This is a genomic window from Microbacterium sp. 2216-1 (assembly GCF_046507855.1).
Taxonomy (GTDB): Bacteria; Actinomycetota; Actinomycetes; order Actinomycetales; family Microbacteriaceae; genus Microbacterium; species Microbacterium esteraromaticum_C.
Genome location: NZ_JBKFTM010000001.1, coordinates 836,747 through 860,552, shown reverse-complemented (window position 1 = coordinate 860,552; position 23,806 = coordinate 836,747). Strand labels below are relative to the sequence as shown.

Genomic DNA, 23,806 nt, shown 5'->3' with positions numbered 1-23,806 from the left:
CCGATGAGCACTCAACGGTATTCCCCCGCACCGGCGCGCGGCGCGTACCTCGCGCCGGACGTCGCCCTGCCCGTGCACGCGTCCGTCACCATCCCGGGCTCGAAGTCCCTCACCAATCGCGAACTGATGATCGCTGCGATCGCAGATGGCCCCGGCCGTCTGCTGCGGCCGTTGCACTCCGACGACTCGCGCCGCATGGTCGACGCATTGCGCTCGCTGGGTGTAGGCGTCGAAGAGGTGCCCTCGGACGGCGAGTTCGGCCCTGACCTGCTGGTCACGCCGGCGCCACTGACCGGCGGGATCACCATCGATTGCGGACAGGCCGGTACCGTGATGCGCTTCATCGCGCCGCTCGCGGGCATCGCCGACAAAGACGTGCATCTCACCGCGGATGAGAACGCCCTGCACCGTCCGATGGGCGCCATGATCTCGGCACTGCGCGACCTTGGCATCGACGTCGACGACAGCGGCACGTGGTCGTTGCCGTTCACGGTACGCGGTCACGGCCGCATCCGAGGCGGCAGGGTCGAGATCGATGCCTCCGGGTCGAGCCAGTTCATCTCAGGCCTCCTGCTGGCCGCGCCCAAGTTCGACGTCGGACTGCACCTGGTGCACACCGGCAGCACACTGCCGAGCGTGCCGCACATCGACATGACGATCGAGTGCCTCAGCCGCCGCGGCATCCGCATCGAGCGCCCCGCCGTCGGCGAGTGGCTCGTCGAGGCCGGCACCCCGCGCGGCAAGGACGTGGCGATTGAACCCGACCTATCGAACGCAGCCCCGTTCCTGGCCGCGGCGATGATCACGGGCGGCGATGTCACGGTCAGCGACTGGCCGTTGCACTCCACGCAGCCCGGCGCGTTGCTGCCCGACATCCTGCATGCGCTGGGAGCGCACAGCAGCCGGCATTCAGGGGCGCTGACCGTCCGCGCCGGCGACCGCATCCGCGGGCTCGAGCTCGATCTGTCGGCCGCGAGCGAGCTGACACCGACCATCGTCGGCCTGGCGGCGTTCGCCGATGCCCCGACGACCATCCGCGGCGTCGGGCACATCCGCACCCATGAGACCGACCGGATCGCCGCACTGATCGGCAACCTGCGCGAACTGGGCGGCGAGGCCGAGGAGCTGCCGGATGGTCTGCGCATCATTCCCCGGCCGCTGCACGGCGGCACGTGGCGCGCGCACCACGACCACCGCATCGCCACGACGGGCGCGCTGATCGGACTGCGGGTTCCCGGCGTCGAGATCGACGACATCGGCACGACCGCGAAGACGCTGCCGGAGTTCACCCTGCTGTGGGAGCGCATGCTGAAGGGCGCCATCGCGTGAGCTGGCTGGGCGACGACGAACTCGACGATGTCGAGGACTTCGACGAGAGCAGCATCCGCATGCGCCCGAACCCGAAGGCCAATCGCCCCCGCACCAAGCGCCGTCCGGCGCATGAGGATGCCCGGATCGGACGTGTCCTCGGAGTCGACCGGGGCCGCTACAGCGTCCTGATCGACGAGGACGGCCCGGATGAGCGCACGGTGACGGCGGCGCGCGCCCGCGAGCTGCGCCGTACCCCGATCGTCACCGGCGACAGGGCCCGTGTCGTTGGTGACACGTCCGGCGCGGACGGCACCCTCGCGCGCATCGTCGGGCTCCGCGATCGCACGTCGCTACTGCGGCGCAGCGCGGACGACACCGACCAGGTCGAGCGGGTGATCGTCGCGAATGCCGACCAGATGCTCGTCGTGGTCGCCGCAGCCGACCCCGAGCCCCGTGCCCGACTCGTCGACCGCTACCTCGTCGCAGCGTTGGATGCCGGCATCCGCCCTCTTCTCGCGGTGACCAAGACCGACCTGGCCGATCCTGCGGAGTTCCTCACCCACTTCGACGGCCTCGATCTCACGGTGTTCACCAGCGCGCGCGGTCAGATGCCCGTCGACGAGATCGGTGCCGAGCTGGTCGGGCATTCCACCGTCTTCGTCGGTCATTCCGGGGTGGGTAAGTCGACGCTCGTGAACGCTCTCGTGCCCGAGGCGCGCCGCGCGACGGGCCACGTCAACGAAGTCACCGGACGCGGTCGGCACACCTCTTCGTCGACGGTCTCGCTGCGGTACCGCGCCCCCGAGGGCAGCGGCTGGGTGATCGATACCCCGGGCGTACGCTCCTTCGGACTCGGACATGTCGACCCGGCGAACATCTTCGCGGCGTACACCGATCTCGCGCAGATCGCCGAGCACTGCCCCCGCGGATGCACACACCTGGCGGATGCCGTCGACTGTGCGCTCAATGAGGCGGTTGCCGACGGATCACTCAGCGAGACGGGCCGGGCACGCCTGGATTCGCTGCAGCGCCTGTTGACCACGTTCGGCGGCTGAACGGCGGGGCGGATAGGGTGAGTGTGTGACGAACGCGCGCCTGGAACCCGGTACCCCCGCCCCCGATTTCGCCCTGCTCGACCAACACAGCACGACCGTCAGCCTGTCGTCGCTGCGCGGCACGAAGGTGATCCTGTACTTCTACCCGGCCGCGATGACGCCCGGATGCACGACGCAGGCGTGCGACTTCCGCGACAGCATCTCGTCGCTGCAGAGCGCCGGATACACGGTGCTGGGCGTCTCGCGCGACATCCCGGAGAAGCTGCAGGCGTTCCGCGAGCGGGATCAGCTGACGTTCGAGCTGCTCAGTGACCCCGACCACTCCGTCCACAGCGCATATGCCGCCTGGGGCGAGAAGATGAACTACGGCAAGGTCGTCGAGGGCGTGATCCGTTCGACGTTCGTCATCGACGAACAGGGTGTGATCACCCACGCGCAGTACAACGTGAAGGCGACCGGACACGTCGCCCGGCTGCGCAAGACGCTCGGCATCGACGCCTGATCGTCTGCACCGATTCCTGTGTCAGGCGCTGCGGCGCCTGACACAGATCATTTCTCGTCGTCGGCGCGCCGCCCCGGATCGACCGACGGCAGCCGGGGATCGGACTCACCGTCGCGTCGTGTCGCCGAGATCAACACGATCAGCCCCACCAGCGCGGTTCCGCCGACACCGAGTGTGAAAAGCCAGATCCGCGGCTCGACCGTCAGGGACGCCAGGGCGAGAGCCAGCCCGAGCACCTGAATGACGATGCCACCCGAACGCGCCCAGGAGGCGCGACGCAGGGTGCCGACAGCGAAGGCCCACAGTGCGAGAGCGGTGATCAGCGTCAGCACGATCAGCGCGATCGCGCTCGTGGTGGATGCCGCACCTCTCGACCCGAGGGCGAACAGCTCGAACAGCGCGACGGCGGTCAGCGCGAGGCCTTCCACGGCCAGGACGATCGCGGCGAGGATGGCGGGGCCGGAAGGGCGCACACGAACTCCTTCCAAGAGTTGTCTGAAAACCCTTGATCTCAGCTTACTTCTGTAACAGAATAGACAAAGCCATGTGCTCCCACATCGGAGTGGGGCGGGCTGTTGCCTGCATGACCAGGGTAGCCGACCACCCGATCTGCTCCCTAACTCACCCACCGCAGACGCGGTGACCACACCGAACCCCTCAGAGGAGCAACCTATGGATTGGCGCGACAAAGCCGCCTGCCTGACCGTCGACCCCGAACTGTTCTTCCCCGTCGGGAACACCGGGCCCGCCGTCGACCAGATCGAGAAGGCGAAGGCGGTCTGCGCCACGTGCACCGTCACCGAGATCTGCCTGCAGTACGCCCTGGAGTCCGGCCAGGACTCGGGCGTGTGGGGCGGTCTTTCCGAAGACGAGCGTCGCGCACTCAAGCGCCGCGCTGCCCGCGCCCGCCGCGCCGGCTGACACCGAGCTCATACGAAGCGCCGGACACCCCTCGGGGGTCCGGCGCTTCGTCGTTCACGTCGAGCGGACGGTGCTCAGGCGACGATCCACCGCATCGGGATGTCGATGATCACCTGGGTACCCTCGCCCTCAGCGCCCTTCCATTCGATGGTGCCGCTGAGCTCACCCTGAATAAGAGTGCGCACGATCTGCGTCCCCAGCCCCTGGCCCACGCGCCCCTCCGGCAGACCATGCCCTGAATCGGTGACGGTCACGCGCAGGTGCTCTGCGGTGCGGGTCGCCTCGATGCTCACGACCCCTTCCTGTCCTGACAGGCCGTGCTCGACAGCGTTCGTGACCACTTCGGTCAGTGCGAGCGCGAGCGGCGTCGCGTATTCGCTCGGCAGCACACCGAAACGACCTTCACGCTGCGTGCGGGCACGCGTGTTCGGCGCGGAGGCCACCTCTGCAACCAGCTTCAGCACGCGGTCGAACACCTCGTCGAAATCGACGGTCTGCGCCAGCCCGCTGGCAAGGGTGTCGTGCACAACGGCGATCGACTCCACGCGCCGCATCGCCTGCGTCAGCGCCTCACGCGCCTCTTCGGAGTGTGTGCGGCGCGCTTGGATGCGCAGCAGCGACGCCACCGTCTGCAGGTTGTTCTTGACGCGATGGTGGATCTCGCGGATCGTCGCGTCCTTGGTGATCAACTCCTGTTCCTGGTGACGCAGCTCGGACACGTCGCGGCACAGCACGATCGCACCGATGCGTGTGCCGTGGTCCTTGAGCGGGATGGCCCGCAAAGACACGGTGACGCCGCGCGCCTCCATGTCGGTGCGCCACGGCGCACGGCCGGTCACGACCACGGGCAGCGACTCGTCGACCTGGCGCGACGGCGGCACGATCCGAGTGGTCACCTCGGCGAGTGATTCCCCCTCCAACTCGTCGTCGAACCCCATCCGGTTGAATGCCGACAGCGCGTTGGGACTCGCGAACGTGGTGATGCCGTCGACATCGAGACGGATGAGGCCGTCGGATGCCCGCGGCGCGCCGCGTCGGGGCGCCGTCGGCGCCGCAAGATCGGGGAACTCCCCCGTGGAGATCATGTGGAAGAGGTCGTTGGCGCATTCGTCGAAGCTGATCTGCTGCCGGGACGGCGTACGCACCTCACCGAGGTTCGTGTGCCTGGTCAGCACGCCGATGATCGTCCCCTCACTCGACCCCTGCGAACGCATGATCGGGACGGCACGCACACGCGTCGGCGTCTCCTCGAACCAGTCCGGCGAGGAGGAGTCCACGATCGCACCGGATTCGAAGGCCGCCTGCACCTGGGTGCGCCACTGCGGCCTCACCTTCTCACCGACCAGATCCCGGTAGAAGAGGGTTGCGGCGCCGCTGGGCCTCGAGTGGGTGACGGCGATGAACGAGCCATCGGGGGTCTCGACCCAGATCACCATGTCGGCCGACGCGAGGTCGGCCAGCAGCTGACCGTCACCGGCCAGCCGGTGCAGCCATTCGACGTCGGCGTCGGTCAGACGCCCCTGAGCGTGAACGAGATCGCTGAGTGTTGACACCCGTTCAGCCTACTGGTCGGCGCCCCACCGCCCGCGTTCGGCGACAGCTCACAGGACCGCGAGCGACGCAGCCCGCCAGCGCCCGTCGAGCCCCTCGAGGCGGATCGCGACGGCACGGGTGCGCCCGGGCCCGGCCACGACCACCGCGGCCTCGACGGCATTGTCAGTGGGCGAGCTCTGGTGCACGGACAGGATCTGGTAGCTCGGTCGCGTCGGGCTGAGTCCGCGCGCGCTGCGCGCCCGCGCCGCGAGATTGGCGCGCTTCACCAGGTTGCGGAATGCTTCTTCGCCGAACCACCGGGCCAGCTGATCGACCTCGCGCACTCCCGCGAGCACCTCGAGCACTCCGTAGGTGAGGCTGTGCAGCAGCGTGGTGGGATCGGGGAGTTCGCTGACCGAGGTGGGTTGTGGAGCGAAGTACTCACTCAACGTCGTCGTCATCTCGTGGTCCCCCCAGATACAGCTGGTCATCGATGCAATCGTGCGTAGCGAACGTCCCAGAAAGTAGAACACGTCCCCCTCGATCACGGAACCCGCCCCCGCAGATCTGTGGATAACTCAACCGCGCGCGGCGCCGGTGGCCTACTGTCGTTCCCGTGGAATGGGATCACCTCTTCGATGACCTCGAAGGACAGCTCGCTGCGGAGTGGGAGTCCGAGCGCGCCGCCTTGGATGCCGAGTCCGAGCGGCTGCGGATCTCCAAGCTCACCCTGCACGACCGGCTGCGATCGATGACCGCGGGCGAGAACCGCGTCCTGCTGGAACTGACCGGCGGCGAGCACTGGGATGCTGTGCTTCGCGTGATGGGTGCTGACTGGGTCGGGGTGAGTGCGAGCGGCGACCCTCGTCTGCGCCTGGTGCCGTTGAGCGCCGTCACCACCATCGGCAGCGACCACGGCGTACTGCTGTCGAGCCTGTCACCCGCGCACGGCGAGGCGGGTCTGCGCGAGCGCATGACGTTCGGGTTCGTGTTGCGCGATGTCGCGCGCCGTCGCACCCCGGTGACGATCGGTCGCGGGGATGCGGACCCGGTGCAGGGCACGATTGATCGAGCCGGCGCCGATCACCTCGACCTCGCGGTGCACGACGTGGGTGAGCCCCGCCGAACACGCGCCGTGCGCGGGTTCCGCAGCATTCCGTTCGCTGCCCTCGCCTGGGTGCGTTTGGAGAGCGCGAGCGGCGTCGTGTGAGCGACGCCGCCACGGACGATCGTCAGTTGCGACGGAACGGCGTGGTGCCCCACACCTCGGGAAAGCTGGCTTCGTCCGCCTGTCGCCACAGCGCCATGCGCCGTGCCTCCTCGGACTGCGCGGCCAGGTATTCGGCGATGCTGGATTCTTCGATGCGCCAGCGCGGAGGCGAGCCGAGCTGCGCCCCGCGCAACTGCCCCTCGTGCACAAGCGCGACCACGTCATCGACCTCGATGCTCAGCAACTCAGCGACCTGCGCGGGCGCGAGGAAGCGAGGTGCGGGATCGGATGCTTCGGGCATGCTCTCATTCTCCCCCCACCAGCGGGTCGCGGCACAGCGGGAACGCGGGCATGTGGATAACTTTTCTGCCACGCCCGCGGAATCTGTGACGATGTCTGCATGATGCACTCCCGCGCCCGCAGGCCCGTATTCGGCGATATCCGATTCGTGATCGGCGTCGTCCTGGTCATCGTCTCCGTCGCGGGCGTCTGGCTGCTCGTCTCTTCTTCTCGCCAGACCGCGCCCATGCTGCAGACCACCCGCACGGTCGTTCCCGGCGACACGATCGGCTCGGCGGATCTGCAGGTCGTCGAGGTGAGCCTCGGCGCGCTCGGCGACGAGTACCTGGCACCACACGACCTGGAGCCCGGGTCGATCGCGATGCGCACGATCCCCGAGGGCGAGCTGCTGCCCCGCTCCGCGGTCGGTGACGCGGCGGATGCCCGCTTCACCACCATCGTCGTCGGCAGCACGGCGGTGTCGGAGGGGATGACCGCGGGGACGAAGGTCGAGGTGTGGCATGCCCCCGCGCAGGAGGACGGACGCACATACGACGAGCCGAGGATCCTCGTCGGCGATGCCGTCGTCGTCACCGTCGCCGAGCAGGACGGGATGCTGTCGAACAGCCGCACCGACGTTGAGCTTGCCATCGAACGCAGCGCGGTCTCCGATGTACTCGCCGCTCTCACCGGCGGCGACGCGATCTCACTCGTACCGGCCGGAGCGGGCTCATGACCTCAGTGCTCATCGCCATCGCGCACGACGACGCCCGGATGCTGGCATCCGATCTCGAACTGGAGGGGTGCGACGTCCGCGCTGTCTCCCCCGATGAGCTGTCCGCTGTCTCACTCGCATCCTTCGATGCCCTTCTGCTGACGCCGAGTCGCACCCTGCTCACCGCAGATCTGGTCGGGGCCTGCGACCGCGCGGGCGTGCGACTTGTGCCGATCGGACCTGCCGACTCGCGTCTGGCTGCGCGGTTCGGGCTCCCCGCTCCCCTGCCGTACGACACGCCCGCTGCGCACATCGTCGCGACACTGTCGGCTCCGCCGGACGCCGCTTCCGCCGACTGCACGCCGCATCGCCCGCCCCGCGTGATCGCGGTGTGGGGTCCGCACGGTGCGCCGGGTCGTACGACGGTTGCGATCCAGCTCGCGGTCGAGCTGGCTCGCGCGGGCCGGCGCACCGCCCTCGTGGATGCCGACAGCGTCGCACCCTCGGTGGCGCTGCAGCTCGGGCTGGGCGACGAGTCGCCGGGACTCGCTGCGGCGTGCCGACGAGCCGAGCTGGGCAGCCTCGACGTCGCCGAGCTGACGCGTCTGGCGTCGATGGTCGAGACCTCGGGCGGCACTATCGACGTGCTCAGCGGGTTGAATCGGCCAAGCCGATGGCCTGAGCTGGCCGCAGGCCGTCTGCGAACGACCCTGAGTGTGTGTCGCACGTGGGCGGAGGACACCGTGGTCGATGTCTCCGCCGAGTTCGACGAGGACGATGATCCCCTCGACCCCGGTGCCCCGGCACGCCACGCGGCGACAGCGGCGGCGCTGCTCGACGCCGATGAAGTGGTGGCCGTGCTCTCGGCCGACCCACTGGGAGTGAGCCGCTTCATCCGTGGTCATGCCGAGCTGCGGCATCTGATCGGTGGGACGCCCGTCACCGTCGTGGCGAACCGCGTCCGTCCCGGTCCGCTCGGCATCGATGCGCGCGGCCAGGTGCGCCGCACTCTCGAACGCTTCGCCGGCATCGATGAGGTCGCCTTCGTTCCGCACGATGCCAGGGCTGCGGACGCTGCTGCACTGCACGCACGCGCGATCGCGGATGTCGCTCCCCGCTCTCAGCTGGTCGCCGCCGTCCGTCGGGTTGCCAACGCTCTCGACGTCCGGGCGCCAATTACTGCCGGTAGCTCGCCAAGAAGTTCCCGAGCCGCTCGACAGCCTCACTGAGCACGCGCGCTTCGGGCAGCGTCACGAACCGCAGGTGGTCGGGTGTCGGCCAGTTGAAGCCCGTGCCCTGCACGAGCAGGATCTTCTCGGACACCAGCAGGTCGTACACGAGCTTCTCGTCGTCGCGGATCTCATGCACGTTCGGATCGAGCCGCGGAAATGCGTACAGGGCGCCTTCAGGTTTGACGCAGCTGACCCCGGGGATCGAATCCAGCCCCTGCCACGCGATGTCGCGCTGCTCGTGCAGACGCCCCGACGACGCGATGAGCGCGTCGATGGACTGCACCCCGCCGAGGGCGGCCTGCACGGCGTGCTGGGCCGGCACGTTGGGGCACAGTCGCGTCGAGGCGAGCAACGTGATGCCCTCCAGGAATCCCCTGGCATGCGAGCGCGGACCCGTGATGACCATCCAGCCCGATCGGTACCCTGCCACGCGATAGGTCTTCGACAACCCGTTGAAGGTGAGGCAGAGCAGGTCCGGCGCCAGCGTTGCGGTCGGAATGTGCTCGACGTCGTCGAACAGGATGCGATCGTAGATCTCGTCGGAAAGCAGCAGCAGCTGGTTCTCGCGAGCGATCTGCACGATCCCCTCGAGCACCTCGCGCGAGTACACCGCGCCGGTGGGGTTGTTCGGGTTGATGATGACGATCGCCTTGGTCTTCGGTGTCACCTTGGCGCGGATGTCTTCGAGGTCCGGCTGCCAGCCGTTCTCCTCGTCGCACAGGTAGTGCACCGGGGTGCCGCCAGCGAGCGAGGTCATCGCCGTCCACAGCGGGTAGTCCGGCGCGGGGATGAGCACCTCATCATCCTCGTCGAGCAGTGCCTGCATCACCATCGTGATCAGTTCGGACACCCCGTTGCCGAGGTACACATCATCGGGGTCGAATCGCGGGAAGCCCTCGATCTGCTCGTAGCGGCTGACGACGGCCCGTCGCGCCGAGATCACACCCTTGCTGTCGCTGTAGCCATGTGCGCTGGGCAACGCGGCGAGCATATCGCGCACGATCTGGTGCGGAGCCTCGAATCCGAAGATCGCCGGGTTGCCGGTGTTCAGTTTGAGAATCTGGTGCCCCTCGGACTCCAGTCGCGCCGCCTCGACCAGTGCCTTGCCGCGGATCTCGTAGAGAACGTTTTTCAGCTTGGAGGACTGGTCCAGTGTGCGGCGGGTCATCCGCCAAGGATACCGGGGCGCGCGGGCGCCCCGGTCCACTGCTACCTCGGGGCTCAGTCCTTCTTGCGCTGCTGAGCCCGGCGCTGCTGGCGGTTCTGCGCGGGGGCCTCGCCGCCAGCATCCGCCGCCTGGCCGAAGGCACCACGCGCGTCGCCGCTATCGGCTGCCGCGCGCACGCGCGCGGTCGAGGCACGCTGCACCTGGCCGCGCTCGTTGCGCACCTCGACATCGCCGGCATCGTTGGGAGCCGAGTACTCCAGCTTCTGCTCGGGCTGCGAGTCGACGAGCCCCTTGGCCTCGACCTCGGTGTGGTCGTCGCCGGCCCGGCGCACCTGCACCTCGAGGTTGTAGAGGTAGCCGACCGACTCCTCCTTGATCTGCCCCATCATCGACTGGAACATCGCGTAGCCCTCGCGCTGATACTCGATCAGCGGGTCGCGCTGGGCCATCGCCCGCAGGCCAATGCCGTCCTTGAGGTAGTCCATCTCGTAGAGGTGGTCGCGCCAGCGGCGGTCGAGCACCTGCAGAACGACACGACGCTCGAGCTCGCGCGTGGCAGCCTCGCCGAGGGTCTCCTCGCGCTTCTCGTATGCGACGAGGGCATCCGAGAGCAGCTCGCGCTTGAGAGCCTCCGCGCTGATCCCCCCCTTGCGGTCACCGGCCTCAGAGACGACCTCGTCGATCGTGACGTCCATCGGGTAGAGCGTCTTCAGCTCGGTCCAGAGCGCGTCGAAGTCCCAGCTCTCCGCGTGCCCCTCGGCCGTGTGGTCGTCGACGACGCCGGCGATGGCGTCCTCGATGAAGTGCCGCACCCGGTCAGCGATGTCATCGCCGTGCAGGATCTGTCGGCGGTCGGCGTAGATCGCCTCGCGCTGACGGTTGAGCACGTCGTCGTACTTGAGGACGTTCTTGCGCATCTCGGCGTTGCGCGCCTCGACCTGGGACTGGGCGCTGCGGATGGCGCGGCTGACCATGCCCGATTCGATCGGAACGTCGTCGGGGAAGTTCGTGCGGGCCAGGATCGCCTCGGCCGCGCCCGACTGGAACAGGCGCATCAGGTCGTCGGTGAGGCTGAGGTAGAAGCGGCTCTCGCCGGGGTCGCCCTGACGGCCCGAGCGTCCGCGCAACTGGTTGTCGATGCGGCGGGACTCGTGGCGCTCGGTGCCGAGCACATAGAGGCCGCCGGCCTCGGCGACGCGCTCGCCGTCCTCCGAGACCTTCTTCTTCATGGCCTCGTAGGTCTCCTCCCACGCGGCCTCGTACTCCTCCGGCGTCTCCTCGGGGTCCAGCCCCTTGCCGCGCAGCTCTTGAACGGCGAGGAACTCGGCGTTTCCACCGAGCATGATGTCGGTGCCTCGACCGGCCATGTTGGTGGCGACGGTCACGGCGCCGAGCTTTCCGGCAAGGGCGACGATCTCGGCCTCACGCGCGTGGTTCTTGGCGTTGAGCACCTCGTGCTTGATGCCCTTCTTCGCCAGCAGGCGCGAGAGGTACTCGCTCTTCTCGACGCTGACGGTTCCGACCAGCACCGGCTGGCCGTTCTCGTGACGCTCGGCGATGTCCTCGACGACCTGGGCGAACTTGACCTGCTCGTTCTTGTAGACGAGGTCCGGCTGGTCCTTGCGGATCATCGGCCGGTTCGTGGGGATCGGCACGACGCCCAGCTTGTAGGTCGACATGAACTCGGCAGCCTCGGTCTCGGCCGTACCGGTCATGCCGGCGAGCTTGTCGTACAGGCGGAAGTAGTTCTGCAGCGTGACGGTCGCGAGAGTCTGGTTCTCGGCCTTGACCGGCACGTTCTCCTTCGCCTCGATGGCCTGGTGGATGCCCTCGTTGTAGCGTCGCCCGACCAGGATGCGGCCGGTGTGCTCGTCGACGATCATGACCTCGTCGTTCATCACGACGTAGTCGGTGTCCTTCTTGAACAGCGCGAGTGCCTTGATCGAGTTGTTCAGGAACGAGATGAGCGGTGTGTTCGCCGACTCGTACAGGTTGTCGATTCCGAGGTAGTCCTCGACCTTCTCGATGCCGGGTTCGAGCACGCCGACCGTGCGCTTCTTCTCGTCGACCTCGTAGTCGACGCCGGCCTCAAGCGTGCGGGCGATCTTGGCGAACTCGGTGAACCAGCGGTTGGCCTCTCCCGAGGACGGCCCCGAGATGATCAGCGGGGTGCGTGCCTCATCGATGAGGATCGAGTCGACCTCGTCGACGATGACGAAGTGGTGGTCGCGCTGGACGAGGTCTTCCTGTCGCCACGCCATGTTGTCGCGCAGGTAGTCGAAGCCGAACTCGTTGTTGGTGCCGTACGTGATGTCGCACAGGTACTGTTCGCGCCGGACGGCGGGCGTCTGACCCGACACGATCGTGCCTGTGGTCATGCCAAGCGCGCGGTAGACACGGCCCATGATCTCGGCCTGGTAGCTCGCGAGGAAGTCATTGACCGTGACCAGGTGCGCACCCTTGCCGGGGATCGCATTGAGGTACATCGCCAGCACAGCGGTGAAGGTCTTGCCCTCACCGGTCTTCATCTCGGCGATGTTGCCGAGGTGGAGGGCTGCACCACCCATGAGCTGGACGTCATAGGCGCGCATACCCAGCGTGCGCTTGCCGGCCTCTCGCACCGCGGCAAAAGCCTCGGGCATCAGCTCGTCGAGCGTCGCGCCGTTCTCATAGCGCGCGCGCAGCTCTGCGGTCTCGCCGCGCAGCTCGTCATCGGTGAGCTTCTCGAAGTCGTCTTCCAGCGCGTTCACGGCCTTGACGACCTGCTTCAGGCGCCGGAGGACGCGGCCTTCACCGGCGCGCAGCAGCTTCTCGAGAGGATTCGCCACGGATGTCTCCCTTGGATGTTCGGCCCGGCGACCGTTCCACGCCGGACATACCGTGCCATGCTACCGGCCGACGCGCGGCGGATGCTGTGGATGGGCACGTTCGGGAACGCTGAGGGCGAACGGATGCCCCGCACCACACTGTTGCACCCGTGCACGTTTCCCCGTATACATATACGCAGAAATGCAATACCGGGAAACGATCGGAGCGCATCATGTCCGTCCGCCAGAGCCTGCTCGCCATCCTCGATCAGGGGCCGTGCTACGGCTATCAGCTACGCGCGGAGTTCGACCGACGGACCGGGTCGACCTGGCCACTGAACGTCGGCCAGATCTACAACACGCTGGAGAGACTCGAACGCGATGGCCTGGTCGAGAAGGGCGATACCGATGACCTCGGTCACGTCTACTACGAGATCACCGGGGCCGGCCGGCTCGAGGTGCAGGCGTGGCTGGAATCTCCAGTGCAGCGCGGTACCGGCACCCGTGACGAGCTGGCGATCAAGCTGGCGGTCGCAGCGACTCTGCCCGGGGTGGATGTCAGCGCGGTCATTCACAAGCAGCGACGCGCGTCGCTCGCGCAGCTGCAGGAACTCAACCGCGCGAAGTACGCGGGTTCCGACCCGGACGGGCCGGAGGAGCTGGCCTGGTCGCTGGTGGTGGACTCGATGATCTTCGCTGCCGAGGCGGAGGTGCGCTGGCTCGACCACACCGAGCAGCGGCTCAGCCTGCATCCCGGGCACGTGTTGCAACTGCAGCTGTCCGCTGAGCGCCCCAAGCGCGGTCGCCCGTCGAAGGCGCGTTCATGAGTGCGCCGGTGCTGCGAATGATGGGCGTATCGCAGCAGTACGGGGTCGGCGAACTCGCAGTCTCCGCTGTCAGCGGCATTGATCTGGAGGTCGCCCCCGGCGAGCTCGTGGCCGTGATGGGCGCCTCGGGGTCGGGCAAGTCCACACTGCTGTCCATCGCCGGCGGCCTACAGGCACCGACAGTCGGCGAGGTGGTGGTCGACGGCCAGCACCTGAGCACTGCGAAGCATGACCAGCTCTCGGCGCTGCGTCGCCGCGCGGTGGGATTCGTGTTCCAGGACTACAACCTGATCCCCACCCTCACGGCCATGGAGAACGTCACCCTGCCGATGGAGCTCGACGGCGTCGACCGGCGCACAGTTCGAAGAGCAGGGCGGGACGCCCTGAATCTGGTCGGTCTAGCCGATCGCGGCAACGCCTACCCCGATGATCTCTCGGGTGGCCAACAGCAGCGGGTGGCGATCGCCCGGGCGATCATCGGCGGGCGACGCCTTATTCTGGCCGACGAGCCGACCGGTGCGCTGGATTCGGTCACCGGGGAACAGGTAATGAGGATGCTTCGCGGACGAATCGACGCGGGCGCTGCCGGGATCCTGGTCACGCACGAGGCGCGGCATGCGGCGTGGGCCGATCGGATCGTGTACCTGCGCGACGGCCGCATCGTCGACGAAGCTCGTCGCGAAGATACGGATGCGATCCTGGCGGCCCGCGCATGAGCAGGCGTGCCCGACCGAACCTGATACTGAAGCTCGCCGGCCGGCAGTTACTGCGCACAAGGGGCACCTCGATGCTGGTCGCAGCCCTCATCTCGGTGCCTGTGGCGGCGGCTGCCGGGGCGCTCACTTTCGGCGAGAGCAGGACGCCCTCCCCACAACAGGCCGTCACCCTCGAGCTCGGTGAGTCCCAGTCGTGGATCCGGATCACCGGTGGACCCGATCCGAGCAGGGTACAGGCTATCGATTCCCCCCGAATCACGTCGGTTGACGCAGCAGAAGACTCCACGCCGGCGAATCCCGAGCTCCCAGCACCGACGGATCTGCGCGAGGCCGGACTGCCGGCAGACACCGAGACCATCGCGATCACCGAAGACCACGAGCGGATGACCACCCTTGATGGTGTCGCAGGGTTCCCGGTGCTCTACGGCGACAGCTGGGATCGCCGCCTCGAGGGCCGCTACCAGGTGATGTCCGGGCATGCACCTCGATCGTCGACCGAGGCGATGGCATCGCCCGAGCTACTCGACCGTATCGGCGCGGAAGTCGGCGACGATGTCGAGCTGCCCGATCGCGAACGGTCCTATCGGGTCGTCGGCGTGCTGCGTGCGATGGACGGTGACACCCATCGTGAGGTCCTGTTCCTGCCCGCTTCTGCCGCGCCGGTCAAAGACGATCCGTCGGCTTTCGACACGGTCTGGTTCCTGCCGGACTGGCAGCCCGATCTCGCAAGCCTTGGCGAACTCAATCATGCGGGCTACATCTCTTACAGCCGCGACCTCGTGCTGAATCCGCCGGCGGGCGCGGACACCACGAGGACAATGGACAACGGCGAGAGCAGTTGGATCTCCCTGGCGCTGATTTCACTCGGCTTGGTGTTCAGCGGACTGCTCGTCGGTCTGCTGTCTACCGCGGCGATGACCGTCAGCACGCGCCGACAGCAGCGCTCGCTGGCGGTGCTGACCACGGTCGGAGCGCGCCGATCCGATGTTCTCCGCACCGTACTGATGCAGGGCACGCTGCTCGGCCTGGCCGGCGGCTTCATCGGCGCCATCGTGGGGATCGCCGGTGTCGCGGTGGCGCTCGCTGTGCTCGACCCGGGCGTCAAGAACATGTTCTGGTCTTCGTGGGGCCTGAAGGTACCCTGGGCAGTCGGCGGCGTCGTCCTCTTCGCTGTGCTCGTCGGACTAGCGGCCTGCATCCTCCCGGCCCGCGGTGCGACCAGAAGGGACCCCATCGCCGCTTTGCGTGGCGCACGGCGCCCTGTGGTCATGTCGGTGCGGCGCCCCATCTGGGGGGTGGTGTTCGCGCTGGCGGGCGCCGGGCTTGTGGTGACGGGCGGCGTGGTCTTCGGCTTCAACGGCTCGCAGCAGCTGTGGAACGGCGGCCTGCAGACATCGGCGATGTGGTCATCTGTCATCGGCGTGCTCATGCTCCTGCTCAGCGTCACTCTCACCGGACAGGGTGTTCTCGGCCTGCTCGCGCGGCTGCTTTCACGATTCGGTTCTGCAGCCCGATTGGCGTCGCGGGATGCGGTCGCGAACTCGCCACGCACGGTGCCTGCGTTCGTGTCCATAGCGGCGAGCACGTCAGTTGCGTCCTTCGTGCTCTGCGCTGTCGCCCTCACCGCCGCACAATCCGAACGCCAGTACTCTTGGGCTGCACCAACCGGCAGTGTGATCGTCTCGAGCTGGGGCCAGGGTCCGCCCTCTTCGGCACCGGCGTTCCTGACCGACGCAAACCCGGCGCGCATCATTCCGGTCTCCGCCTCTGTCGAGCCGGGACTGGACGCCGACGGCGGCATCATCGGAGAAAGCCCCGAGGTCGCCTACCTCTCGATGTGGGAACCGGATGTCTCCCAGTGGATCGAGATGCCATCGCAACCTGTCATCGTCATGGACCCGAACGATGTGGAGGCAGCGACCGGTATCGTTCTGGACGCAGAACAGCGCAGAGACTTCCAGGACGGCGGAGCGCTCGCGATGGCCTCGGAACATGACTTCCCTCCGGGTGGCACGCGCTTCGTCGATGACGATGCAACCGTGCGGATTGCGGTCTGGGATGTGCGCGGACTCTACGGCACCGAAACCCCGTCAGATCCGCTGCGCACCGTGGACTTTGCCGCTGATGTGCACACCGGCGCCGGCTCCGCGTACCCCGTCATCCTCTCCCCCGCTGCTGCCGAAAAGGTCGGCGTCCCGCTGCAGGTAACGAGGTGGCTGGGGGTTCTCCCCTCGCCACCGTCGGACGCCCAGCTGGATCGATGGCGCGTGGATGCCGAGACCGCGAGCACCGGCGGGGTCCACTTCGATGTGTGGGTCGAAGACGGTCCTGACGCGCCGCTACCGTGGCTGATCCTGGTGCTCGGGGTCCTCAGCATCATCGTCATCGCCGCTGCAGCCATCAGCCTCGGCCTCGCCCGCATCGAACGCCGTGAGGACGATGCGACTCTCGCGGCCGTTGGCGCCACCGAGAGACTCCGCCGCGGAGTCTCGGCATGGCAAGCCGTCATCATCGCGGGCGTGGGCTGTGTGTCGGGAGTGATGCTCGGCGTGATCGGAACATGGGTGCTGACTCAGGCCGCGCCGAGCACGCGGATGACCGATCTACCGGTGCTCTGGCTGCTGGGCATCGCCATCGGCCTGCCCGGTGTGATCGCACTGGTTGCCTTGATCGTCCGTCCCCTGCATCCCGACCTCACCCGCCGCACGGTGATCGCCTGAGCCCCAGCATCCCCCACCCACTCCACCGAGACCCCCACCTGCTGTCGACACCCCTGGTTATGGACGCCCATAGCCAGGGGTGTCGGCGGTAGCACGGGGTGTCGGCGCGGGCGTTCGCCGAAGGCGCACCCGCCCACAGCGTCGGCATCGCCTGCTCCCCGTAGGATCGTGGGCATGGCCGGTTTCTGGGGCAGACGTAAACGTGAGCAGGAAGCGCAGCAGGCGCAGGACGCAGATCTGGCGCGCCAGGCGCAGCAGGCGCTGGTCGCGGCGGATGAGCGCATCCGCACGGCCGGCGATGAGCTGGCATTCGCCCAGGCCGAACTCGGCGACTCGCTGACGGCCGACCTGGGTGCGGCGCTGCACGCGGTGCGCACGCACCTGCGCGAGGCGTTCCAGCTGCACCAGCTCAACCACGACGAGATCCCGGACACTGAAGAAGAACTGCGCACCCGCAATGCGCGCATCGTGCAGCTGTGCGAGTGGGCGGACGGCCTGCTCGACGAGAAGACCTCGGCGCTCGCCGACACGATCGCGAAGGTGCGCAACGCTCCGCAAGTGGTGGCGCGTGTGCGTGCGGATGCTGACGCACTGAGCAGCCGGGTGCCGCAGGCGCGCACCACGATCGAGCGTCTGTCGTCCCGATACGCCGAGTCCGCGATGCACCGCATCTCGTCCGCCGCCGAGGAGTCCGAGCAGCTGATCGCGTTCGCCACACACGGCGCCGATGTCTCTGAGCGTCGCCGTGCTGCACAGCAGAATCAAGAGGCGAACCTCGCGCTCGAGACGGCGACCGAGGCCGTGCGCCGCGCCGGCGCCATCCTCGACGCGGTCGAGGACTTCGAAATCGAGGCGCTGCGTGCCGAGTCGACGCTCGCCGATGTCGTCGCCGATTCGCGCGAGGACATCGCCGCGGCCCGCAACGCTCCGCAAACGCCCGAGGTGGTCGCGGCCACCACCGCGCTGGATGCTGCACTGCGGGCGCTCACGCCGACCGGCCAGCCCAACGACCCGTTCGCCGAGCTCAGCGATCTGCGCACGGCCAACGCCGCGCTGGATGCGGCCATCGATAAGGCGAACTACCGCGCCCAGCATCCGCTCCCCTCGCTCGAGCACGTGCAGCACTCGCTCGACGATGCCGACCGCCAGCTGGGGGTTGCTCGCGGCCTGATCGCGGGCCACCGCGGGTGGATCGGCGCCGATGCCCGCACCCGCCTGGCCGAGGCTGAGCGACTGCGCACCGATGTGCCCGCGCTGCTCCCCGCCGAGGAGACCCGCGAGCAGGCGCTCTCGGCCGCCCGCCGGGTCGCGCAGCTGGCATCCGAAGCCCTGCAGCTCGCGCAGCGCGACATCGACTCGGCCCGCCCGCAGGATCAGGGCTGGGGCGGCAACCAGGGGTGGGGCCCGGGCGGCCGACGCGGCGGCGGTAGCGGCGACATCGTCAGCGGCGTACTCGGCGGACTCGTCATCGGCAGCATCCTCGACGGCATCTTCGACTGACGCCGCCACTCGCATTCAGATGAAGGCGCCGCCGGGCTGAGCCCGGCGGCGCCTTGCTGTGTGCGGCTACTCAGGCCGTGCGGCGGCGCACCACCATCAGCGCGCCTGCGGCCGTCAAGACGAACGCGACGAGCAGCACACCAATCACGCGCAGGGTGTCAGCACCCGTCGTGGCCAGTTCGCCGTCCGAGCCGGCATCCGCCGCGCCATCGTCGGAATCGACCGGCCCCTCCGGATCGGTCGGATGCTCCGGATCGACGGGCTTCTCCGGATCGGTCGGCACCTCGGGGTCCGTCGGAACCTCCGGATCGGTCGGCACCTCCGGATCAGCGCCGACGGTGATGATGTGCTCGACGTGCTCGCCGCCCACCGTCAGCCGGATCGTCGCGGTTCCCTCGCCGGTCGCCGTGAGCATTCCCGTGACCGGGTTCACTCGCAGCACAGCCGCCGGCACAGCCTCAGCGGCGCTGAACGCCCGCGCCCCGCTGGGCACGACCGAGCCGTCATCGACGACCACCGCATCGCCGCCCCACTGGGCGCTCATCGGCCACCCCACCGGCACGATGCGGCCGCCGTCCTGCGAGATCGTCGCATCGATCGACACGCTCTCGCCGACCGTCATCGCCGCAGGGATCGGCACACTCGCCCCGAGGGTGACCGCATCGACGCGCGGCGTGACCTCTGCCCGCATCCAGTCGGTGCGGCTGACCACCGGATCAGGCGCGTCGCCGACGACACCCGCCCCGGGCTCGATGCCGAGCATCGCCCAGCCGGTGAAACCACCGTTCTCCGGCAGACCGGAGGGCGACTTGCCGCTGTTTCCGGTGAGCAGGTTCGACACGCCGTCGAAACTCGACGCGTGGAACACCCCAGCGTGCGCGCTCACGGCAGCGATCGACTTGCCCGTGTCCGCGCGGAACTCGGCGAGACGCTCCGCGAACCGGCGCGCCTCCAGGCGATCCGAGATCTGGCTGTCCTTGCTGGGCTTCGGGTCATCGACAGGATGGTGCGCGAAGACCAGCACGCCGGTGATGTCATCGTCATTGCCGGCCGTGTCCAGAGCTTGCTCCAGGAATCGCAGCTGCGTCGGATCGGACCGGTTGAACGACCCGTGTGAGGTGTCCAGCGTCACGATGAGTGTGCTGCCCACGCGTGTGCTGTGTCGCGTCGGACCGAACTCGTCGATGAAGTTCTGAATCGGACCGCCCATCACCTCGTGGTTTCCCGGCACATAGATCCACGGCAGCCTGTCGCCGATCTCCTCGTCGAGGATCCGGCGCGCGAGATCGAAGTCCTCCGGCGCAGCCTCATCGACGAAGTCTCCGGTGATGATGAACATCTCCGGTTCCGCGGCGAGGATCTCGCGGAGCGTCTGCCGAGCGCCCTGCACATTCGGCCCATCCGGGTTGCGCGCGACGAACTGGGCGTCGCTCATCACCGCGATCCGCTGCGTGCGGTCATCGACCGTGCCGTTGGTGACGATCACCGCGTCGTGAACCGCTTGTGTGACGGGCTGTTCGACATCAGGTGCCACGACAGCGGTCAGCCCGGCGAACATCGTCTCACCCTGATACTGGCGCGCCCCGGAGGTCTCCATCATCCGCACCCGCTGGATCGAGAGCGGGAACGCGGTTCCGGTCGGCACCGGGAACCTGACCTGCTGCCACCCCGTCCAGCCGGTGTGGGGGCCGTCGAGGTTCATGGTGGTGCCATTGCCCGTCTTGACCTGCAGCCGCGGCCACGTCGCGTTGCCGTCACCATGAAGCCACATCGTGATCGCCTGCGGCTGCCCCGGCACCTCGATGCCCTCCGGTGCTACGGCATAGGCACCGCGCGTGCCCGTCGAACTGGCGAAGTCGTAGGTGAGCTTCAGCGCCGTCAGACCGTCCGGCCCCTCGGCCGTGCTCAGCGTGCCCGTGGCGCGGTCCGAGCGGAAGATCCACTCGGTCGCGTCGGCCAGATCGGTGATCCCCCGCTCTTCCAGTCCGACGGTCACGGCGACATCAACGCGATGCTCACCGACCGAGAAGCTCACGGTGGCGGCTCCGGAGGCCGTCTCCGGCACAATCGTGAAGGCGTCCCGACCATCGGATTCCACCCGCACATCTGCACCCGAGGTGACGGTGATGTCGCGCGCTTCCATGGGCGCGGTGAACCCATCGGCATCCACACCCGTGATCCGCACCGTCGCCGTGGACGCGGCATCCTCCAACGCGATCACGCTGCTGCTCGCCCGCAACTGGTGCAGAGCGCCGAGCACGCGCAGCGAGGCCGTGGACGAGTGCCCTTCGGCGGCGAACGTGACGGGCGCTCGTCCGGCGGTGACCCCCGTCACGACCGCGGTCGCGCCATCGAGCACGGTCAGCTCAGCATGATCACCGGTCACGTCGAACTCTCCCGTCGCGGGAACAGCCGTCAGGTTGGCATCCAACCCCGTGGCCGAGAGCGTGCGCGAGAGTCCGGGGAAGACGTTCGTCGCGGTATCCGCGTCGATCACGGGCGTGACCGCCACGCCCTCGACGCCGCCCTCCGGCGCCGTCGACGAGAACACCAGGCTGTTGGGTACGCTGCGCAGCACTCCATCGGAGGGAGCATTGGCGACACTCAGCTCGGTCGTTCCCGGTTCACGCAGCAGCAGCGAGCTGGAGCCGCCGCCGTCGAGATTGACGGCGTTGTGCGCACCGAGCTCGACGAGGAACTCACCGAGCTCATCCAACCGCATTCCGCGAGAGTGGCTCTGCCGGCCATCGATCGAGACGATGTAGACCGTCGTCCCGTCGGCGCTCACCCCCGCGGCCGTGCGCGGCTCGCTCGAGCCGTTCTGACCGACGACCGTGCCGTCGACGACGAGTCGCTGGTTGCCGCTGATCGCCATGTCCACGTCAGCATCCGCGCGCACCGTCACAGGTAGCGGGTCGCCGACGGCGACACCGGCGAGCAGATCGACAGCCGCTCCCCGCGCGAGCAGGATCCCGGTGCCGGTGGGGATGGCGGCCGGTTCGGTGATCTCAGTCAGATCGGAGCTGAGACGGGCAACCTGCCCGTCGCGGATCTCGACGCGCAGGAAGGAAGGGTCGATGTTGGCCGGTCCGCCGATCGCCCGCGCCAGCGGATACTCCCCCCAGATGGACGTGAAGTACCCCAGCCCGCCAGCCGGGATCGAGATGCTGTTCACCCCCGCGACGGCGTGCGTCACCTCGCTGATCTCGACTGTGGCCGCCGAGCTCAACCGCTGCACAGCCGCGATGCCGGCAGAGAGCGTGAGACTCTCGGTCGGTGCCGGGCTCGTGGTCTTCAGACCATCCGCCACCGAGATATTGGTGCCCTGAGCGACACCGGAGTTGTTGATGTCGAAGAACGAGCCGTTGACCGCTGCGACAGCGCTCTCTCCCAGCGCATGCTCCGTCAGCGGTGCGGGCCGACTCAACGCGCCCGAGTCACTGATGTCCATCTGCAGCGTCGAGGTAGACAGGTCGGCGACCAACACGTCGCCGGTGACCCAGCCCTCCGGCTGCAGACGATCGAAGCTGGTCGCCTCCAGACCGGGGGCGATACGGCGTGTATCAGCCCGCAGCAGGCTGGACTCGCCGTTGTCGAGATCGAGCCCTCCGGTGTCCGGGGCCGCATAGGCTGCGGGCTGCGGGGGTACGGCCACCACACCGACGGTGAGCCCCAATGCGAGCCCAACAACCACCGTGGATTTAAGACGGGATAACGACGACGAAGCCACGAGAACAGTTCACCTTTCGAGTTGTCAAGCGCCGTACGGGGAAGTCCGGTGACGGCCTGAACGGCCACGCCGGGGCGCCACGGCGAAGCTACTCATGCCCGGTGACGCCGGGATGAACCACAGATGACCGGGCGTTCGCGCACACGAAAGGCCCCGGTGAGCGGGTGCTCACCGGGGCCTTTCAGACCTGCTGTGCGGGGCCTTCCCGTCCGGACGACATCTCGGAGTGCGAGGCGCCGCCCGCCGGTCGGGAGCCCGCTGTCAGGACGCGAGTGCCTCGGCGGGTGGTGCCGCGGTCGTGAGCGAGATCACGCCGTAGTCCCAGCCCTTGCGCCGGTAGACGACGCTGGGGTGGTCGGTGCGGGCGTCCACGAACAGGAAGAAGTCGTGGCCCACGAGCTCCATGCGGTCGACGGCTTCTTCGACCGTCATCCACTCCGCATCGAAGTTCTTCGTGCGGATGACCACGGGCGAGTACTCCTCCTCTTCCTCAGCCACGGGCACGGCGCCGGTCGCGACGGCCTGAAGCACGTCGACGGATGCCGGCTGCACGTCGATTCCCGCGAGTGCGCCGATGCCCTTCTCGAAGTGCGGCCCGCGGCTCTGGTTGCGGCTGTCGATGCGCTTCTCCTTGGCGCGTCGCAGCTGCTCGGCCAACTTGTCGAGGGCCATGTCCAGCGCCGTGAACTTGTCGGGATCGATCGCCTCGGCACGAACGACCGGTCCCTTGCCGAGCAGGGTGAGCTCGACCGTCTCATCGGGACGACGACCGTTGCGGTAGGCGCGGTGCGTGACCTTGATCTCGAGTCGCATCGCTCGCGGTGCGAGCGTCTGGATACGCGCTGTCTTCTCCTCGACAACCGTCCGGAACCGATCGGAGATGCTCACTCCGACGCCGACGATGCTCGTTTCCATCACTGCCTCCTTGTCCCGGTCCACCCGGCCAAGGGCGGACCGCGGTCGCCTTGTGACCCCCTACGCTAGTCCCCGTTCCGGCTCATGTCACTACCCGTGAGCCGTGTCTTTTCAGAAGTTTCCGGTGACCTCGATCCGACGTGGTGTCGCGGCGAGCGCAACCGCTCCGATCGGGTTCAGTCCGGCCGCACGCAACGCCCGCGCGGCCTCATCCAGCGTGGCCCCGGTGGTCACGACGTCGTCGAAGATCACCACCCGGGTGCCCGGCGCAGCACCGCCGCGCACGCGCAGGCTGTCGGCGACGTTGCGCGCGCGTGCCTCGCGGTCGAGCGCGCGCTGATCCCCGGTGCGACGTGCGGATGCCAGCATCCGATGCGCACGGAGGCCCGCTCTGCGCACGAGCAGCTCCGGCACGCGGTAGCCGCGCCGCCGGTACGCGGCGCGGCTGGTGGGGACGGGCACGACGGCGGCATCGGCTTCGGCGAGGATGCCGGCGACGGCGGCTCCGAGCGGATGCGCGAGCATCGTCGCGCCATCCTCCTTGAGACGTCGGATGCTCCGCGCCACGACACCTTCGTACGTCAGTGCTGCCCGCACAGCAAGGCCTTGCGGGGTCGATACGCGGATCGGCTGCGGCGCCAACAGCGACCGGCACGAATCGCACA

Annotated in this window: 20 protein-coding genes; 11 read left to right on the top strand and 9 right to left on the bottom strand. The window is 68.1% G+C overall.

The features are described from left to right. Positions 1-3 precede the first annotated feature (3 nt). Genes aroA through bcp form a run of 3 tightly spaced genes read left to right on the top strand, consistent with a single transcriptional unit; the run spans position 4 to position 2,868 of the window. The gene (gene aroA, locus ACLD0U_RS03875) at positions 4-1,329 is read left to right on the top strand and encodes a 3-phosphoshikimate 1-carboxyvinyltransferase (protein ID WP_410339889.1); all 1,326 of its coding nucleotides are present in this window, start codon (positions 4-6) and stop codon (positions 1,327-1,329) included. Further along, complete coding sequence (gene rsgA / locus ACLD0U_RS03870; RefSeq protein WP_410339888.1) at positions 1,326-2,366, top strand: ribosome small subunit-dependent GTPase A; 1,041 nt, start codon at positions 1,326-1,328, stop codon at positions 2,364-2,366. Before aroA ends, rsgA begins: the two co-directional genes overlap by 4 nt. 25 nt (positions 2,367-2,391) lie before the next feature. Next, the gene (gene bcp / locus ACLD0U_RS03865) at positions 2,392-2,868 is read left to right on the top strand and encodes a thioredoxin-dependent thiol peroxidase (RefSeq protein ID WP_410339887.1); all 477 of its coding nucleotides are present in this window, start codon (positions 2,392-2,394) and stop codon (positions 2,866-2,868) included. 47 nt (positions 2,869-2,915) lie between these two features. Here bcp and ACLD0U_RS03860 read toward each other — a convergent pair whose 3' ends face one another. Further along, entirely contained in the window at positions 2,916-3,341 is a 426-nt protein-coding gene (locus tag ACLD0U_RS03860) for a hypothetical protein (protein WP_410339886.1), read from the bottom strand. 199 nt (positions 3,342-3,540) lie between these two features. On the opposite strand from ACLD0U_RS03860, the gene ACLD0U_RS03855 reads away from it, so the two are divergent. Then, entirely contained in the window at positions 3,541-3,789 is a 249-nt protein-coding gene (locus tag ACLD0U_RS03855) for a WhiB family transcriptional regulator (RefSeq protein ID WP_071641453.1), read from the top strand. A gap of 74 nt (positions 3,790-3,863) precedes the next feature. On the opposite strand, the gene ACLD0U_RS03850 is transcribed toward ACLD0U_RS03855, so the two are convergent. Together ACLD0U_RS03850 and ACLD0U_RS03845 are read right to left on the bottom strand one after the other, a co-directional pair. Continuing rightward, positions 3,864-5,342: a sensor histidine kinase gene (locus tag ACLD0U_RS03850; protein ID WP_410339885.1), complete on the bottom strand. Its 1,479-nt coding sequence runs from the start codon at positions 5,340-5,342 to the stop codon at positions 3,864-3,866. 48 nt (positions 5,343-5,390) lie between these two features. After that, positions 5,391-5,813 (bottom strand): Rv3235 family protein, encoded by a 423-nt coding sequence (locus tag ACLD0U_RS03845; RefSeq protein ID WP_179411263.1) that lies wholly within the window; start codon positions 5,811-5,813, stop codon positions 5,391-5,393. Positions 5,814-5,938: 125 nt separating this feature from the next. On the opposite strand from ACLD0U_RS03845, the gene ACLD0U_RS03840 reads away from it, so the two are divergent. Next, positions 5,939-6,532: a hypothetical protein gene (locus ACLD0U_RS03840; protein WP_410339884.1), complete on the top strand. Its 594-nt coding sequence runs from the start codon at positions 5,939-5,941 to the stop codon at positions 6,530-6,532. 22 nt (positions 6,533-6,554) lie between these two features. Here the strand turns inward: ACLD0U_RS03840 and ACLD0U_RS03835 are convergent, their stop codons facing one another. Further along, a complete protein-coding gene (locus ACLD0U_RS03835; RefSeq protein ID WP_179411265.1) occupies positions 6,555-6,833 on the bottom strand; it encodes a helix-turn-helix domain-containing protein in 279 nt (92 codons plus the stop codon). A 99-nt stretch (positions 6,834-6,932) separates the two neighbouring features. Between ACLD0U_RS03835 and ACLD0U_RS03830 the strand changes: the two genes are divergently transcribed. Together ACLD0U_RS03830 and ACLD0U_RS03825 are read left to right on the top strand one after the other, a co-directional pair. Continuing rightward, a complete protein-coding gene (locus tag ACLD0U_RS03830; RefSeq protein ID WP_274368726.1) occupies positions 6,933-7,547 on the top strand; it encodes an SAF domain-containing protein in 615 nt (204 codons plus the stop codon). Further along, positions 7,544-8,755 carry a CpaE family protein gene (locus tag ACLD0U_RS03825; RefSeq protein WP_410339883.1) on the top strand — a complete coding sequence of 404 codons (1,212 nt, stop codon included), beginning with the start codon at positions 7,544-7,546 and terminating at the stop codon, positions 8,753-8,755. The genes ACLD0U_RS03830 and ACLD0U_RS03825 overlap by 4 nt, the downstream gene beginning before the upstream one ends. Here ACLD0U_RS03825 and ACLD0U_RS03820 read toward each other — a convergent pair. Together ACLD0U_RS03820 and secA are read right to left on the bottom strand one after the other, a co-directional pair. After that, positions 8,703-9,926 carry a pyridoxal phosphate-dependent aminotransferase gene (locus ACLD0U_RS03820; RefSeq protein ID WP_224817579.1) on the bottom strand — a complete coding sequence of 408 codons (1,224 nt, stop codon included), beginning with the start codon at positions 9,924-9,926 and terminating at the stop codon, positions 8,703-8,705. The genes ACLD0U_RS03825 and ACLD0U_RS03820 overlap by 53 nt on opposite strands. Before the next feature lie 53 nt (positions 9,927-9,979). Further along, a complete protein-coding gene (gene secA, locus ACLD0U_RS03815) occupies positions 9,980-12,754 on the bottom strand; it encodes a preprotein translocase subunit SecA (RefSeq protein WP_206550132.1) in 2,775 nt (924 codons plus the stop codon). A gap of 212 nt (positions 12,755-12,966) precedes the next feature. On the opposite strand from secA, the gene ACLD0U_RS03810 reads away from it, so the two are divergent. The 4 genes from ACLD0U_RS03810 to ACLD0U_RS03795 all read left to right on the top strand — a co-directional run bounded on the left by ACLD0U_RS03810 (position 12,967) and on the right by ACLD0U_RS03795 (position 18,496). Further along, positions 12,967-13,560 (top strand): PadR family transcriptional regulator, encoded by a 594-nt coding sequence (locus tag ACLD0U_RS03810; RefSeq protein ID WP_206550133.1) that lies wholly within the window; start codon positions 12,967-12,969, stop codon positions 13,558-13,560. Continuing rightward, positions 13,557-14,276 carry an ABC transporter ATP-binding protein gene (locus ACLD0U_RS03805; RefSeq protein WP_410339882.1) on the top strand — a complete coding sequence of 240 codons (720 nt, stop codon included), beginning with the start codon at positions 13,557-13,559 and terminating at the stop codon, positions 14,274-14,276. Before ACLD0U_RS03810 ends, ACLD0U_RS03805 begins: the two co-directional genes overlap by 4 nt. 71 nt (positions 14,277-14,347) lie before the next feature. Further along, on the top strand, positions 14,348-16,996 hold the full coding sequence (locus tag ACLD0U_RS03800) for an FtsX-like permease family protein (protein ID WP_410339881.1): 2,649 nt from the start codon (positions 14,348-14,350) through the stop codon (positions 16,994-16,996). 174 nt (positions 16,997-17,170) lie between these two features. Continuing rightward, complete coding sequence (locus ACLD0U_RS03795) at positions 17,171-18,496, top strand: hypothetical protein (protein WP_224817576.1); 1,326 nt, start codon at positions 17,171-17,173, stop codon at positions 18,494-18,496. Positions 18,497-18,566: 70 nt separating this feature from the next. On the opposite strand, the gene ACLD0U_RS03790 is transcribed toward ACLD0U_RS03795, so the two are convergent. From ACLD0U_RS03790 to ACLD0U_RS03780, 3 genes are all read right to left on the bottom strand, one after another. Next, positions 18,567-22,190, bottom strand: a complete 3,624-nt coding sequence (locus tag ACLD0U_RS03790; protein ID WP_410339880.1) for a phosphodiester glycosidase family protein — start codon at positions 22,188-22,190, stop codon at positions 18,567-18,569. Positions 22,191-22,487: 297 nt separating this feature from the next. Beyond that, on the bottom strand, positions 22,488-23,141 hold the full coding sequence (gene hpf / locus ACLD0U_RS03785) for a ribosome hibernation-promoting factor, HPF/YfiA family (protein WP_179411273.1): 654 nt from the start codon (positions 23,139-23,141) through the stop codon (positions 22,488-22,490). Positions 23,142-23,252: 111 nt separating this feature from the next. After that, positions 23,253-23,708 carry a ComF family protein gene (locus ACLD0U_RS03780; RefSeq protein WP_410339879.1) on the bottom strand — a complete coding sequence of 152 codons (456 nt, stop codon included), beginning with the start codon at positions 23,706-23,708 and terminating at the stop codon, positions 23,253-23,255. Between the last annotated feature and the right edge of the window lie 98 nt (positions 23,709-23,806).